Here is a 15,941-nt window from a genome sequence, read left to right as displayed (position 1 = left end):
TATTTATTACTTTCGCTAATTAATTAAATCATATAATTTATGATATTAAATACAGAATTAGAACACAAAGGGAATATCTTTCCTTCCAAAATAATTTCATACGAAAAAAATCTTAATGTTCTCTCATTTAAAACAGCAAATGGTGTTGTGCTGCAGGTCACTGTTCGACGCGACAGTGTTTTGCGATTTAGGTATACGACTACCGGTATTTTCGAGAATGATTTCTCATATGCCATAACCAAATATGCCAGTCGGGGGTACAATTTCCTGGAGGTGACTGAAAATAAGGCTAACTACATTATCACCACCACAAAGTTGATCTGTCATGTTTCAAAAAGCGACTTAAGGGTTTCGCTTTATGATGCCAAAGACAAAACCCTGATTTGCGAGGATGAACTCGGGTTCCATTGGGAAGAAAGTTATGAGTTTGGTGGTGATGTGGTTAAAATGTCTAAAACCGCCCAACCCGGTGAAAGCTATTACGGGCTTGGGGATAAACCCGTTGATAATAACTTAAAAGGCAAGCGTTTTGAGAACTGGGTAACCGATTCATACGCTTATGGCAGGGATACCGATCCAATTTACAAAGCCATTCCTTTTTATACAGCCTTACACAATAAAAAAGCTTACGGTATATTTTTCGACAATACCTTTAGGTCCTTTTTTGATTTTTGCCATGAGCGAAGAAATATTACCAGTTTTTGGGCGCATGGTGGTGAAATGAATTATTATTTCATTTATGGTCCGGAGATGACTGAGGTGGTTGCCAATTATACAGATTTAACCGGTAAGCCACATGCTTTACCGCCGCTTTGGGCTTTGGGGTACCACCAGTGTAAATGGAGTTACTATCCGGAATCGAACGTAAAAGAAATCACGGCCAAATTCAGAGAACTGGAAATACCTTGTGATGCTATTTATTTGGATATCGATTATATGGAAGGATTTCGCTGCTTCACCTGGAGCAAGGAATACTTTCCTGATCCTAAGCGCATGGTCAAGGAACTGGCTGACGATGGATTTAAAACCATCGTGATAATTGATCCCGGTATTAAAATAGACATGGATTACAGCGTATTCAAAGAGGGTCTTGACAAAGATTATTTTTGTAAACGTGCCGATGGCCCATATATGAAGGGCAAAGTGTGGCCGGGTGAATGTTACTTTCCGGATTTTACAAACCCGGAAGTAAGAGAGTGGTGGTCAAACCTGTTTAAGGAGCTTATTGAAGACATTGGGGTTAAGGGGGTTTGGAATGATATGAATGAACCTGCAGTTATGGATGTGCCCGGAAAAACATTCCCGAATGATGTCCGCCACGATTATGAAGGCAACCCCTGCAGTCATAGAAAAGCACATAACGTCTATGGTATGCAAATGGCTCGCGCGACCTATCAGGGCTTAAAAAAATTCTGTTATCCAAAGCGTCCGTTCGTAATTACACGTGCCGCTTATTCCGGCACACAGCGCTATACTTCCAGCTGGACGGGCGATAATGTGGCTACATGGGATCATCTGAATATTGCTAATTTACAGGCCCAGCGTATGGCCATGTCGGGTTACTCATTCGTAGGGTCCGATATTGGCGGCTTTGCAGAACAACCCAATGGCGAACTGTATGCGCGCTGGATTCAACTCGGTATATTTCACCCGTTCTGCAGAACGCATTCCTCCGGCGATCACGGTAACCAGGAGCCCTGGGCTTTTGGTGATACCATCACAAGCGTTGTAAAGAAATTCATTGAGTTGCGATACCAGCTCTTACCTTACCTTTACACGGCGTTCTGGCGATACGCCGAGGAGAGTATTCCTATTTTAAAATCGCTTGTGTTGTATGATCAGGATGATCCGCAAACCCATTATAGAAATGATGAGTTCATGTTTGGCGAAAAAATTCTTGTATGCCCTATAAATGGGCCCAATCAAAAAGGGCGTCGCATGTATATTCCCAGAGGATTGTGGTACAACTTCTGGACGGATGATGTCGTTATTGGCGGTCAGGAATTATGGGTGGATGCTGATTTGGACAGCATGCCCATCTTTGTCAAAGACGGCTCTATCATTCCGAAATATCCTATCCAGCAATATGTAGGTGAAAAGACTATAGATGAGCTCCTGCTCGATGTGTATTACAAGCTTGGGAAAGAAGAGTCTGAGGTGTATGAGGATGCCACAGACGGATATGACTACATTAAAGGAAGATACAGTTTGAGAACCTTTAAACTGCATGGAAAAAAGAACGAACTGATTATTCAACAGCATAAATCCGGTAAGTTCTTCACCACCTATAAAACCTTCAAGTTAAGTCTTCATGGACTGCCGTTTAAAATTTCAAAGGTGCAGATTGATAATGTAGAGATTCAATTCAAGGATATTAAACTTAATGGCGACAATACCCTAGTGCTTACCAAAGAGTTTACCGAATTACATATCATGGCTTAAGATATTAGCTATACAGTCACAACAGCCCCATGTCTTATGGGGCTTTTTTTATGCTTTATAAAGATGGAGGGCGTGATTACTCCAGGTAAATTTCACCAATTAAGTAGAGTTTGCATTGCCCGCTAATTTCAACCCTGTCATTTAAATATTTGCATCGCAAATACCCTCTTCTGCCGGAAAGCTGTGTCGCTGTTAACTCAATTTTATCGAGCCTTTCAGACCATAATGGTATAAGGGTCGTGTGTGCCGATCCGGTTACATGGTCTTCATCAACCCCAGACTGAGGTGCAAAAAACCGAGATACGAAATCGGTCTTGTTTCCCCTGGCGGTTACAATAACACCCCGTACTTTCAATTTTGAAATTTCAGTGAATATCGGAGTAAGATTTATGATGTCCTCCTCATTACTATACAGCAATACATAGTCCGTTTTGCCGCGAAAGGCCAATTGCGGCTGTAGGTTAAAGCACTTGCCTATTTGACCCGGTATTTCAATCTCTTCAATACGGTCGGTCGGGAAATTTAGGGTCAGCCATTCTCCCCTTCTTGTTACGGAGAGCTCACCACTGTGTTTCGATGTGAACCTGATGGTGTTTTCCTGGTGTCCTTCATAATTAAATAAGACAAATGCAGCGGCTAAAGTAGCGTGTCCGCAGAGATCTACCTCTATTGTTGGCGTAAACCATCTGATTTCATAGGTCTCCTCGTGCTTAACATAAAAGGCAGTTTCAGCAAGATTGTTTTCCATGGCTATGCGTTGTAAAGTAACATCATCTAACCATGCTTTCAACGGACAGACCGCGGCAGGATTCCCAAAAAAAACCGCGTTGGTAAATGCGTCTACCTGATATATGGGTTGTGGCATTGTTAACTTTTCTCCTGAACGGTATCATTGTTAAAGGGTTTGCCTAAATACACGAGTTTAAACCCTTTTTCAATCACCTCAACGTCCAGGTTGTAGGAGGATATGATATGTAATTCACCTTCCAGATCCTTTACAAAGAGGGGTATCATATCCTTGTCATTATTTGTGATGTCGATAAGTTTAAGGTAGTGCTCTTTGTTGTCAAGGTCGATTTCCAGGATCGATGGGTATTTGTCAGTGAGTTCCATCAATGAGTTATAGTCATCGGTATGAGAAAACAACCCTTCCTTAGGATTGTTAGTGCTATCGAGCATTTCCTGTGTGGTCACCAAACGAAATGATCCGTTTTCACCAAACTGATCTCCAAATTTTCCAATAGCATACTTGTTGATATCAGGGTTCCCAGTTAGAGCCATCAAATACCCCATGTCATTCAATTCGATATTATCCAATAAACTGTCAGAATATATGTTAGCAGTAATAGCCTCGAGATCCATTTCATTGGCTTTTTCAACATTGCGCTCATTACTGTCAATTAAAACCACGTGTCGCCCATTGGTTTCAAGATAACGCCCGATCAGCCTCGAAATTTTTGAGGCTCCTACGATAAGGATGCCTTCCGATTTCACCAAAAAGACCCCGATAAGTTTTGCGAATAAACGTGCGGTAGTTGCATTGAGTAAAACGGTTCCCAACACAATCATAAACACTAAGGGGGTAATAAATTCGGCATCCTCCACACCCTGTTGAATGAGCTTGCCCCCGAAGAGAGAGGCAATACCGGCAGCCACGATACCACGCGGCCCCACCCAGCTTATAAACAGTTTTTCATTAAATTTAAGCTGCGATCCGGTAGTGCTTAAAAATACAGCCAAAGGTCTGACAATAACAATAACAGCTAAAAATATAGCCGCTGTTTTCCAGGTGTACAGCAACATCAGGTCTTCAATATTAATATTTGCAGATAATAATATAAACAGTATCGATATCAATAAAACACTTAACGACTCTTTAAAATAAAGTAATTGTTTGATGTTTTTAAGCTGACTGTTTCCCAGAACCATTCCCATGACCACAACCGCCAGAAGCCCTGATTCATGAGCAAAGATTTCAGATTCGACAAACACCAACAGAACGGTAGAAAGGGACACGACGTTCAATAAATAATGCGGTATAAGTTTCTTGTTAATGGCAAAGGCCAAAGCGTGCGCGAATGTAAAGCCGAATGTAGTTCCAAAAAGGATGATTTTACCGAACTCAATGAGTGCTGTTTTCGTAAAACCACTGTCTCCTTCAACACTTATGAACTCAAATACCAATACCGCAACCAATGCGCCGATCGGATCAATTAAAATGCCTTCCCATTTCAAGACCGCCGATACATCTTTTTTTAGTGGGATGTTCCGCAGAATCGGCGTAATTACCGTCGGACCCGTTACAATGATGAGTGCAGAAAACAAAAAGGAAATCTGCCAGCTGAGGCCAAAAATAAAATGCGCCAAAACACCTGCTCCAAAAAAAGTAACCGCCGAGCCCAGGGTAATTAATTTGGTAATTACAGGTCCCAGGGTCTTGATCTCAGATCGCTTAAGGGTCAGACCTCCTTCAAACAGTATAATACTGATGGCTAATGAGACAAAATAATACAACCCATCACCCGGAAAAAGTCCTTTCTCTCCATTCCAAACAGGTTCTATCCATTTCGAGCCATCCTCTGATATAAATTCAGCTGCTATGGGACCCACCAGTAAGCCTATAATGATTAAGGGAAGAATAGCGGGAATTTTAAATTTCCAAGCAAACCATTGTGCTAATATGCCTAAAATGATAATTCCAGCAAGTTCAATCATACAGTAGTTTCTCTTTTAAAAACACTAATTTAAACAAATCGGTGGATTTTATGTTTTTAAAAAATAGTATCTTTCGATTTTTGGAATTAAACAACGGCTTATTTTGACTTTGAGACCCTTTAAAAGCATTGGAATTGGTGTGGCCTTTTCGCCCAATTTAAAGGCTAACCTGTTCGAAGCTGCCAGACTGTCCATTTTTTTTAACTCTAAATTAGTGTTGATACACGTTGGTGACCAGTCTGATGATAAGGAAAAAGCCTTAAAAGTGATTCTGAATACCTTTAAAAAAGATAACCTGGACTACGAGGTTGTGTTTAAACCGGGTGATCCCGTAGAAGTCATCTTATCTACATGCCAATTCAAAAAAATAGACCTCCTCATTCTTGGTGCTGTTCAACGCGAACGGTTCTTTAAATATTATGTCGGATCCATTGCCCGAAAAATTACGAGACAGGCCAAATGCTCGGTGCTCTTGCTGATAAAGCCTTCTGTTAAAAGAGTGCCCTGCAAACATATTGTGGTAAACGGATTAAAAGACCCAAAAACAAAGAATACCATTACCTGCGCCTTCTATGTCGCTAAAATGCTGGACGCTGAAAAGGTGACAATTGTTGAAGAAATTAAACAGGATGCCATTGCAGTTAAGGTGGAGGACGACAAATCCCTCAGACGAGCTAATATTATAAAAGAACGCATAAAGCTTCGAGAAAACTCGAGGATTAAAGAGATTGTAGAAAGCATTCCCAAGGAATACACCGAAAACCTCCTGGTCAAATCGCAGCCTATATTCGGAAAACAGGGTTATACTATCGGGCATTATGCCCAGGTCTCGCGGGCTGATTTACTGGTTATGAACGCCCCAAGTAAAATGACGTTTTGGGATCGTTTGTTTCCTCATGATATTGAACATATACTAACCGAATTACCAACTGATGTCTTAATTCTTCAATGAGTCCGAAAAAGAACAACATCAAATCCTTTTTTAAAGCCTTACCAAGAAACATCTTCTCGGGTTTTGTGGTCAGTCTGATTGCCTTGCCGTTGGGACTAGGGCTTGCTATGGCTAGTGATGCCCCTCCTATTTCGGGAATCATTTCAGCCGTCATAGGCGGGATTGTCGTTTCTGTTTTAGGCGGCAGTCACATTACCATTACAGGACCCGGAAATGGACTGGTTGGCGTTATTCTGATTGCCATTACCACCTTAGGTCTTGAATCGGCATATGTGGCTATTATGTTTTCCGGAATCTTATTGATTCTTCTCGGTTTTTTTAGAATGGGCACCTTAGCCGATTTCTTTCCCTCTTCAGCCATTCAGGGCATGTTGGCCGCCATTGGCCTGATTATATTGGGAAAACAGTTCCATATTATGCTTGCCCATAGAATTAAAAGAGAAGACACCCTGGATTATCTGCTGGAAATCCCCTTCACGGTTAATGACGCTTTACATTATGAAACTAAAGGACTTATTTTTGCCTCCCTGGCCGGCATCACCAGTTTGGCGATCATGATGTTCTATTCTAAACTTCGAAACAAATATTTACAGCTCATTCCGGCTCCAATGTGGATCGTTATCTTATCTATTGCCTTCAGCTATTATTTTGAGCTGGTGTTACATGAGCACAACCCCATAGCACAGGAATATATGATAACGGGTATACCTACGCTTCAGCATATCATTTCAGATATTCCCGTTCTTGATTTCAGTAAAGTGGTCAGCCTGTCCTTTTTAGGAAGTGTTTTGGCCCTGACTCTTATAGCAAGTATTGAATCCCTACTAAGTATCAAAGCCGTTGATAAATTAGATCCTGAAAAACGACGTTCTAATGTAAACAGGGATCTCAAAGCCCTTGGCCTGGCCACTGTGGGCAGCGGATTTATGGGCGGACTGAATGTGGTAACCGTTATCGCTCGTAGTTCTGTGAACGTTAACAACGGTGCCACAAATCGATCTTCAAATTTTTTTCATTCCGTTTTTTTAGTGCTGTTCATTGTTTTATTCAGCACCCAGTTAACACGAATACCATTACCCGCTTTAATGGCTATTCTGGTATATACAGGTTATAAATTAGCCTCGCCAAACGTGATTACGAAAATATTCTCAATTGGTAAGGAGCAACTCGTCATCTTTTTTGTAACGCTCTTTGTTACCATTAAAGTGGGATTAATTACCGGTATTTTAGCCGGTGTAATAATAACCTTTATCATTCATGTTAGTATTAGCAGGAGTCTGGGTCTGTTTATCAGAAATGTACTAAAGCCAAACGTCTTAATGTACAAGGAGGAAAATACAAACACCTATTATGTCAGTGTGAAGCACTTTTCCAGCTTTTTAAATTATTACCGTCTCAAGCGCCATATCGATGTTGTTCCCGAAAATCAAGACATTATTGTCGATTTTTCTCTTTGTGAATTTGTAGATCATACTGTCATGGAAAACATGTACAGCTATCAGGACCTGTTCTATAAAAGAGGAGGACATTTTGATGTCATTGGATTAGACATGCACGATACCGATTCAAAACATCCTTTTGCGCTAAGACGATTATTGCCTGTTCCGAATCTCATTAAAAATAGCTTAACCCGCAGGCAAACCAACATGGAAGAACTTGCGAAAGACTATGGTCTCCTTTATAATTTTAAAAAACAGAGGCAGGTGCATTTTTTAAATGACTTTTTGTTCTTTAATACCAAGAACATAAACCATATTTATAACGAACTGTCTTACAAAGATAAAACCATAAGCTTGTTTGATATCGAATTTACAGAAGGTGAATTTATTGCAAAAGAGGTGATACATGCTACCATGCTGCATATCAACCTGAAAAGAGAGATTCCTGAGTTTACGCTGGATAGAGAGGGGTTCTTGGAAAAAATGTATGCCTTTGCCGGATTTAAGGATATTCCTTTTGAAGACCATATCGATTTTTCGAGACGGTTTTATCTGCTGGGGGATAACGAAGACGCCATCCGACAATTTTTTAATGACGATCTCATACATTTTTTTGAAAGCAACCCCTACTACCATATAGAATCCAACGGCAAAGGCATTTTAATTTTTACTAAAGAGCGCCTGGCAAGTTTAAAAGAAATTAAGGCGATTTTGGACTTCGGTAAGCGTCTCAGTGAGGTTATCGTATCAATAATTAAATGATGTTGCTTTTTTTTAAGCTTTTGGTCGTCATTATCTCTTAATATATTCTTAACATGCGTATTGATTTTAGAGATATTTGTTAATTTGCGCTCCTTATGAACTTATACCCCATAAAAGCCGGAAATTTTAAACTTGATGGAGGCGCTATGTTTGGTGTTGTGCCAAAGTCTTTATGGCAAAAAACCAATCCCTCGGATGCCCACAATATGATTGATTTAACGGCACGCTGTTTGTTGATTGAAGATGGGAATCGATTAGTCCTTATTGATACGGGAATGGGCAATAAACAATCCGATAAATTTTTTGGTTATTACTATTTGTGGGGAAATGATAGTTTGGAAAAATCATTGGCTGCATATGGGTTTCACAAGGACGATATTACCGATGTGTTCATGACCCACCTGCATTTCGATCATTGTGGTGGCAGCATTCAGTGGAATAAGGACCGAACCGGTTATGAGCCTGCATTCAAAAATGCCCGGTTTTGGACCAATAAAAACCACTGGGAATGGGCAATTGAGCCTAACAGAAGAGAAAGGGCATCCTTTCTCAAAGAGAATCTACTGCCTATGGAAGACAGTGGGCAATTGCATTTTATGCCTTTGTCGAACAGTAATATAATTGAAAATTCAGCACTGGGCTTCGATATATTTTTAGCCGATGGTCATACCGAAAAACAAATGATTCCATTAATTCATTATAAGGACAAGACCATTGCCTTTATGGCCGACCTTTTACCCACGGCAGGCCATTTACCCCTGCCTTATATAATGAGTTACGACACCAGGCCGTTATTAACCTTAAACGAAAAGGAAGCATTCCTTAATCTTGCAGCCGACAAAGGGTATTACCTGTATCTAGAGCATGATGCGCATAACGAAATAATCACCGTGGAGCAAACAGAAAAAGGTGTAAGTTTAAAGAACACATTTAAAACTAAAGAAGTATTTAATTAATATAATTTTATCTAATGCAAACAATAAAATCATTTTTAACAGTTATTGGGGCCTCCCTAATCTTACTAAGCTGTGGCGGTACAGCACTTGTAATATCTACGCCCATAGAGAATATTGACTCCTCACCTTTAAAAGTTTCCGAAATGACGGAGGCCGAGCAACAGAATTGGGGACATTTGGATTTATTAAAGGATACCATTCCTGGAATGAGTGTAGATAAAGCCTACGCCGAAATCATTAAAAATAAAAAAGGAAAATCGGTAACGGTGGCCGTAATCGACTCGGGTATCGATATCAATCATGAAGATCTGAACGATGTGGTTTGGACCAATGAAGATGAAATTCCGAATAATGGTAAGGACGATGACAACAACGGGTACATTGATGATGTCCATGGATGGAACTTTTTGGGCGAAGGCTATAACGAACAACTCGAGATGGTGCGTATTTTAGTGAGTGGCGACACGAGCAATCCCGAATATGCGGCGGCAAAAGCAGAATACGAAAAGGAGTATAAAAAATGGTCTGAACGAAAAGTACAATACGACCAGATTTACCAACAGGTCAAATTTGCAGATGAGACCCTTGCAAAGCATTTCGGTAAAAAGGATTATACAAAAAAGGAGGTTGCTGCAATAGAGACTGAGGATGAAGATTTAAAAATGTCCGCCCAAATAGCAAACTATATGTTCAGCAATGGATTAGATGCCTTAAGTGATGCGTTAAAAGAAATATCCAATAGTCTTGAAAGCATTAACGACCGACTTGACTACAATTTAAATAAAGACCTCAAGGGCCGTGTTAATGGGGATGACCCGGACGATATGAGCACAAAATATTATGGTAATGGTAATGTAAAACCGGTTAAGAAAAGCGAAAGTCATGGTACGCATGTGGCAGGTATAATTGCTGCTGAACGCAATAATGGTTTGGGTGCTAACGGTGTAGCCAATAATGTGAAACTCATGAGTATAAGAACGGTACCCAATGGTGACGAATACGACAAAGATGTTGCTTTAGCCATCCGATACGCTGTGGATAACGGGGCTCGAATTATTAATGGCAGCTTCGGTAAAAGTTATTCCCCCCACAGCGATTGGGTTAGAGACGCGATTGCCTATGCAGGTAAAAACGATGTCCTGTTTGTTCATGCCGCCGGTAACGACAGTAAAGATGTGGATGTAGAACCTAATTTTCCGGACGACAATGTAAATTATGTGGAAGTATCAGACAATTACATAAGGGTAGGAGCGCTAAGTCCAAAATACGGCTCTAATATGGTGGCCAGCTTTTCGAATTACGGTAAAAAGAATGTCGATGTTTTTGCCCCGGGTGCTGATATTTATTCCACCACACCTGAAAATGAATACGATAGTAAAAACGGAACATCCATGGCAGCTCCTGCTGTGGCTGGTGTAGCCGCTTTGATTCGTTCTTATTTTCCAAAGTTAACAGCGGCACAGGTAAAGAAAGTTTTGATGGATTCCGGATTGCCTCTTAAGACAAAGGTTATTGTTGGTGGTGATAGTAACAATATAAAACCATTCTCAGAATTGAGCAGTTCTGGCAGAATTGTTAATGCTTATAACGCACTCATCCTGGCTTCCAGATTAGCAAACTAATCAGTTTATTGAAAGGGCTGTAGGCTTTAAGAGTCATTTGCGATAGCGTTTTGAATGCCCTGATGCATCTCCTCTTTTAAAGAGGCTGCGTTTTCATTTATGGTAAACTAATAAATAATGATCTTATGAGATACCGCGTGTACGTCCTGCTTTGTTTCATGTTCTTCGGAATAGCTTCGAAGTCTCAGAATAGTACGATTACAAAGACAAAACCCGCGTATTGGCAACAACATGTCGATTACAAAATGGATATTGTTTTCGACGTGAACAACTATCAATATAAAGGAAAACAAGAGCTTACATATACCAATAATTCTCCTGACGAGTTAACCCGAGTGTATTATCATCTCTACTTTAATGCCTTTCAGCCGGGAAGTGAAATGGATATACGCTCTCAAACGACGCCCTTTCCTGATTCGCGCATTGGCGATAGAATTAGCAAACTGAAGCCTGATGAAATTGGATACATAAAAGTGAATTCTCTGAAGCAGAATGGCATTGATGTAAAATATGAACCAGTGGGTACGGTTTTGGAGGTAGATTTAGACAAACCCATTCAACCCGGAGAAAGCGTTGTTTTTAATATGGTTTTCGAGGCTCAGGTCCCTGTACAAATTCGTCGCTCAGGCAGGAACAACAACGAAGGGGTGGCCTTATCCATGGCTCAGTGGTATCCCAAACTCGCCGAATATGATTTTGAAGGCTGGCATGCCGACCCTTATATTGAACGGGAGTTTCACGGGGTGTGGGGTAACTTCGATGTGAAATTAACCATCGACAAAGACTATGTGGTTGGAGGCACCGGTTATCTGCAAAACCCCAACGCGATTGGACATGGTTATGAAACCGGAACTGTAAATCGTCCGGCAGGTGAAACACTAACCTGGCATTTTAAAGCACCCAATGTCCATGATTTTACCTGGGCGGCCGATCCGGATTACAGGCATGACACCTTAAAGGTTCCTGATGGACCTGTTTTACATTTTTTCTACAAAAGCACCATGACAAAGGAAAAATTGGAGAACTGGAAAAATTTGCAGCCGAAAGCGGTAGAACTGATGCAGTTTTTCAGTAATAATATCGGACCCTACCCCTACGACCAGTATTCCCTAATTCAAGGTGGCGATGGGGGTATGGAGTATGCGATGTGTACTCTAATTCTCGGTGAAGGTACTTTTGAAGGCTTGTTCGGGGTTACCGCTCACGAAATGGCACATACCTGGTTTCAATTTTTACTCGCAACTAACGAGTTAAAGCATTATTGGATGGACGAGGGGTTTACCGAATATTTCGGAGAACTTGCTGAAAGTCATATTTTTAACACTGACTTTTCCCAGACATCCAAGGGCGTTTACGATTTGTACCGTTCTTTAGCTCTGTCGGGTAAAGAACAACCCCAGACGACTCATGCCGACCGATTTAATTTAAGACAGGCCTACTCGATTTCGGCGTACTATAAAGGCTATGTGTTTTTAGCCCAGTTGGCCTATGTTATTGGACAGGAAAATCAGGAAAAAACAATTAAAAATTACTTCCGGGATTTTGCGTTTACGCATCCGGTGCCTAACGATATCATTCGTACGGCAGAAAAGGTGTCGGGTTTAGAGCTCGATTGGTATTTAATGGATTTTACGCAAACCACAAATACCATTGATTATGGTGTCAAAGCTGTTGAGGGAAGGCGCATCACTTTAGAGCGTATCGGATTAATGCCTATGCCTATAGATCTAACCGTTACCTACACCGACGGGACGAGTGAGGATTTTTATATCCCTTTGCGCATCATGCGTGGGGCAAAACCAACCAGCGCAACGCAACTTGAAGACTGGGCCTGGGCCTATCCAACGTATACGTTCGAGACCAAAAAACCTGTACAATCCGTTGAAATCGATCCAAAAGGATTAATGGCCGATATCGACCTCAGAAATAACAGAAGTTAATTTAGCGATACCACTTCTCCTTTTTATACATATGTGTTTTGGCAACGCGCTCCCTGTTATATAATAACAGATTCGTTTCGGTGATATGTTTGTTCCTGTAGCCTAATAGGTGGAAGATGGGCTTGGCCATAAACTTGGCCACCTTTAAATCTACTTTTAAAATGCCCTTTTTCTTATCGTGCCATACAATACCCGGCAAGAATTTAAGCAGGCCATCTGCCTGTATCTGTCGTAACCAGACCGACAGCTTTAAAAATACACGGTTAATGCTTCTGATGATGAAAAAGCCCTCTGATCCTTTTTGTTGATACAGTGGCATAAATATTTTCCCGTTATAACGCGATTTAAGGACACCTTCTTTATGTACGGCTATTTTTTCTCCCTTTCGAATATTTTGAAAACTATCAAATCCATTATACATTTTAAACTGGTCCTTCTCGGTAATACGGTGCAAATCTATAATCTCAAAAAAGCAGGTGTCAAACTCCCCTTCTGACTTCAATTGTTCAAAATAATGCTCGAATTTTTTAAGATCTGCGCGATCCCTAAGTCCTGTAAAGACAAGCGCCAAATGGATAAAGGCAATATGGTTTCGTACAGCCTGTATATCGTCGTGTTGTCCGGATTCAAACCCAAGTGAAACATAACCCATCTGGTTGATATAACTTAAAAGTGCGCCTTCCAGATATTCTTCAATACCGAGCACAATTGGCACAGGAAATTGTTTGGAGAACGAACGGTTAATAATGGCATCGTTTATCGTAATAAACGGTAAGGTTTTACTCGAGGTGGTGTGTAAATCGAAAAAGTAGAAGGGCCCTTGATGGTCTTGTAAAATAGATTTTAACAATTCATGCAGATCATGTAGTTCCCGGTGTTCATAATGCAATTCTGTTTGATCTGTGATGCTGTCGATGCGTGGTGGGGTCCAGATGCGGTTTAAGTCTTCTTTTAAAAACCTTTGTTTTTTTTCAAGGGCCTGCAGATTACCTGCTATGGCATAGATGTTTCCGGAAATGTCCTTCCTGGTTAATGGCTCGAGAACCTTTTCCAAGGCATAGACGCCGGAGGGTTCGTTACCGTGAATGCCGCCAAAGAACACCACGGTGGGACCGGGTTTTAAGCCGGTAATCTGTTTAATGATTCTGCTATTCACGGCCATTGATAAACTATAAATCGCTGCTGGTTAACAATCCGATTAATTTACCATGTCTTAAAATCGGTAAAAAACTAATATTCTTTTCAGACATCATCCGTTTTGCATCCTCAATCGGACAATCCTCTTCAATGGTGACAATATCTCTTTTCATCAGCTTGTTGACTGAAGTCGTTTCTTTATCTTTTTTATCCAGGTAGCGTTCTACATCCTTCCATGACAACACACCTTCAAGTTTCTTATCGTTATTGGTTACAGGCATATGATGAATGTCCTTCCATCGCATCATATGCAATACCAGCTCGATGCTATCTTTCTTATCAACAGAATACACATCGGTATTCATAATATGTTTCACAGTTCTGTCGGAATTAACGATGGCGGCGGTATTTGGTCTGAGGATCTGCCAAGTCGACACAGGGTACCCTTTTTGTTGCTTATTATAAATTTGCGCCGTCAGGATCTGCATGGCTTCATACCTCTTGTAAGTCTTTAATAGGTTTCTGTAGCTCCGTATTCCCCATTCAGAGCCTGAATGCGATTTCACCCTGTCTTTGATGATCTTCAAATAATATTCGGCGTCTTGAGGTGAAACCCCAAAGCGGTATAGGCCCTTATAAGCCATAGGTAATAATTCATTTAAAATCAGGTCGTAGCTGGAAACATATTTGCCGTTCCAATAAAATTGAGCCGCCATGCCATAGCGCGCCGCATTAAAGAAATTGTTTTTAACATCCCGAAATTCCCAGATGTTGTGGATGTTATCGTATTGTTTTGGTTTGCCCATCATAACACCGACCCAAAATACCATATTTGCTATTTCGTCTACCATCGTCGGTCCGGAAGGTACATATCGGTTTTCAATGCGTAAATGTGGCTTTCCACTGGAAATGCCATAGCAGACACGATTCCATGGGTAAATAGTGCCATTGTGTAAATCGAGTGCTCTCAATCTGGGAATTTCACCATTTTCAATCATATCCACACTGTCCTTTATATAAGATGTGGTTAAAAAACTTCTGAACCTCGAAATATTATCCTTAAAAATATCGGTAACACTACCTGTTTGCCAGTTAATTCCGAAACTCACGCGCGATTGATTTTCATTGAGCACATAAGAGTTGGTCCTGGTGTCTATGCTTTGAGTAAACAATGCGATTCGCGTTTCTCTCCACAACTCCTGACCAAACAAAATAGGAGAGTTCGTGCAGGCGCTGAGTATCGGTCCGGCGATGGCCTGAGCCCAGTTATAAGTATCTATAAAGTTGTTGGGGTCCACCTGTAAGTGCATCTGGAAACTGGTATTACAGCCTTCGAGCATCACAGAATCATGTAGTAGGTTTAGTTCGTCAACACCTTTGATATGGATGTTAAAATCCTCTCGGCGTGTCGTCTTAATGGCTTCATTCAACACCTCGTAGCGAGGCATGGGTGTCATGGTGTCCAAGCTCACATTTTTAAGCGATAAAGATGGTAAAATACCTGCCAGAACAATCATAGAATCATGCTTGTGTGCTGCCTCATCGGCTTTCTTCATCAAGGTTTTTAGTTGCTGATGAAGAGAAGAAAAACACCTGTCGTTTAGAACCACCGGGTCCAGATTAGCCTCCAAATTAAAATTTCCTATTTCAGTCGTAAAATGGGAGTCATCGATGTCCTTGAGTACGTCTAAGGATTTGCTGCACGGTGAGTACTGTTGGTTTACCAAACAAAATTCCTGCTCTGCGCCAATTCTGATCGGTTCCTCCTCAATCATACCGCGTTCTAACATAATTTCAAGGGCCTTGATATCATTTACTAAATGATGAATGTAATTTGCTCTATCCTTTGTTCTGGAAAGCTTGGAAACGTCTAATTGACCCATATAAATTGTGTTTATTTTAAAGGTATTAAAATTATAACGGTTTGGCACTTTAAACAATGATAATTATCATAGGGTTGAAAGCGCAGGTCTTAT

At 40.8% G+C, this 15,941-nt stretch carries 10 protein-coding genes; 6 read left to right on the top strand and 4 right to left on the bottom strand.

Features of this window, described 5'->3' with window-relative positions; all coding sequences use genetic code 11:
• Positions 1–39 precede the first annotated feature (39 nt).
• Positions 40–2,442, top strand: coding sequence for a glycoside hydrolase family 31 protein (locus tag MR041_RS04875; RefSeq protein WP_242092460.1), 2,403 nt, complete (start codon positions 40–42; stop codon positions 2,440–2,442).
• A gap of 76 nt (positions 2,443–2,518) precedes the next feature.
• Here MR041_RS04875 and MR041_RS04870 read toward each other — a convergent pair whose 3' ends face one another.
• Both MR041_RS04870 and MR041_RS04865 read right to left on the bottom strand, forming a co-directional pair.
• Positions 2,519–3,307, bottom strand: coding sequence for a PhzF family phenazine biosynthesis protein (locus MR041_RS04870; protein WP_242092459.1), 789 nt, complete (start codon positions 3,305–3,307; stop codon positions 2,519–2,521).
• Between the two features lie 2 nt (positions 3,308–3,309).
• Positions 3,310–5,157 (bottom strand): cation:proton antiporter, encoded by a 1,848-nt coding sequence (locus MR041_RS04865; RefSeq protein ID WP_242092458.1) that lies wholly within the window; start codon positions 5,155–5,157, stop codon positions 3,310–3,312.
• 103 nt (positions 5,158–5,260) lie between these two features.
• On the opposite strand from MR041_RS04865, the gene MR041_RS04860 reads away from it, so the two are divergent.
• The 5 genes from MR041_RS04860 (at position 5,261) to MR041_RS04840 (ending at position 12,828) form a co-directional block, all read left to right on the top strand.
• On the top strand, positions 5,261–6,109 hold the full coding sequence (locus MR041_RS04860) for a universal stress protein (protein WP_242092457.1): 849 nt from the start codon (positions 5,261–5,263) through the stop codon (positions 6,107–6,109).
• The gene (locus MR041_RS04855; protein ID WP_242092456.1) at positions 6,106–8,310 is read left to right on the top strand and encodes a SulP family inorganic anion transporter; all 2,205 of its coding nucleotides are present in this window, start codon (positions 6,106–6,108) and stop codon (positions 8,308–8,310) included. The genes MR041_RS04860 and MR041_RS04855 overlap by 4 nt, the downstream gene beginning before the upstream one ends.
• 95 nt (positions 8,311–8,405) lie before the next feature.
• Positions 8,406–9,266: an MBL fold metallo-hydrolase gene (locus MR041_RS04850; protein WP_242092455.1), complete on the top strand. Its 861-nt coding sequence runs from the start codon at positions 8,406–8,408 to the stop codon at positions 9,264–9,266.
• A 14-nt stretch (positions 9,267–9,280) separates the two neighbouring features.
• The gene (locus MR041_RS04845; RefSeq protein ID WP_242092454.1) at positions 9,281–10,888 is read left to right on the top strand and encodes a S8 family peptidase; all 1,608 of its coding nucleotides are present in this window, start codon (positions 9,281–9,283) and stop codon (positions 10,886–10,888) included.
• 125 nt (positions 10,889–11,013) lie between these two features.
• Complete coding sequence (locus tag MR041_RS04840) at positions 11,014–12,828, top strand: M1 family metallopeptidase (RefSeq protein WP_422613559.1); 1,815 nt, start codon at positions 11,014–11,016, stop codon at positions 12,826–12,828.
• Between the two features lies 1 nt (position 12,829).
• Here MR041_RS04840 and MR041_RS04835 read toward each other — a convergent pair whose 3' ends face one another.
• Together MR041_RS04835 and MR041_RS04830 are read right to left on the bottom strand one after the other, a co-directional pair.
• Positions 12,830–13,990: a succinylglutamate desuccinylase/aspartoacylase family protein gene (locus MR041_RS04835; protein WP_277926314.1), complete on the bottom strand. Its 1,161-nt coding sequence runs from the start codon at positions 13,988–13,990 to the stop codon at positions 12,830–12,832.
• A 7-nt stretch (positions 13,991–13,997) separates the two neighbouring features.
• Positions 13,998–15,848 (bottom strand): CBS domain-containing protein, encoded by a 1,851-nt coding sequence (locus tag MR041_RS04830; RefSeq protein WP_242092452.1) that lies wholly within the window; start codon positions 15,846–15,848, stop codon positions 13,998–14,000.
• Positions 15,849–15,941 lie beyond the last annotated feature (93 nt).

It is taken from the genome of Aestuariivivens sediminicola (assembly GCF_022662015.1).
Classification (GTDB): Bacteria; Bacteroidota; Bacteroidia; order Flavobacteriales; family Flavobacteriaceae; genus Aestuariivivens; species Aestuariivivens sediminicola.
This window is presented reverse-complemented; position numbering and strand designations above follow the sequence as displayed.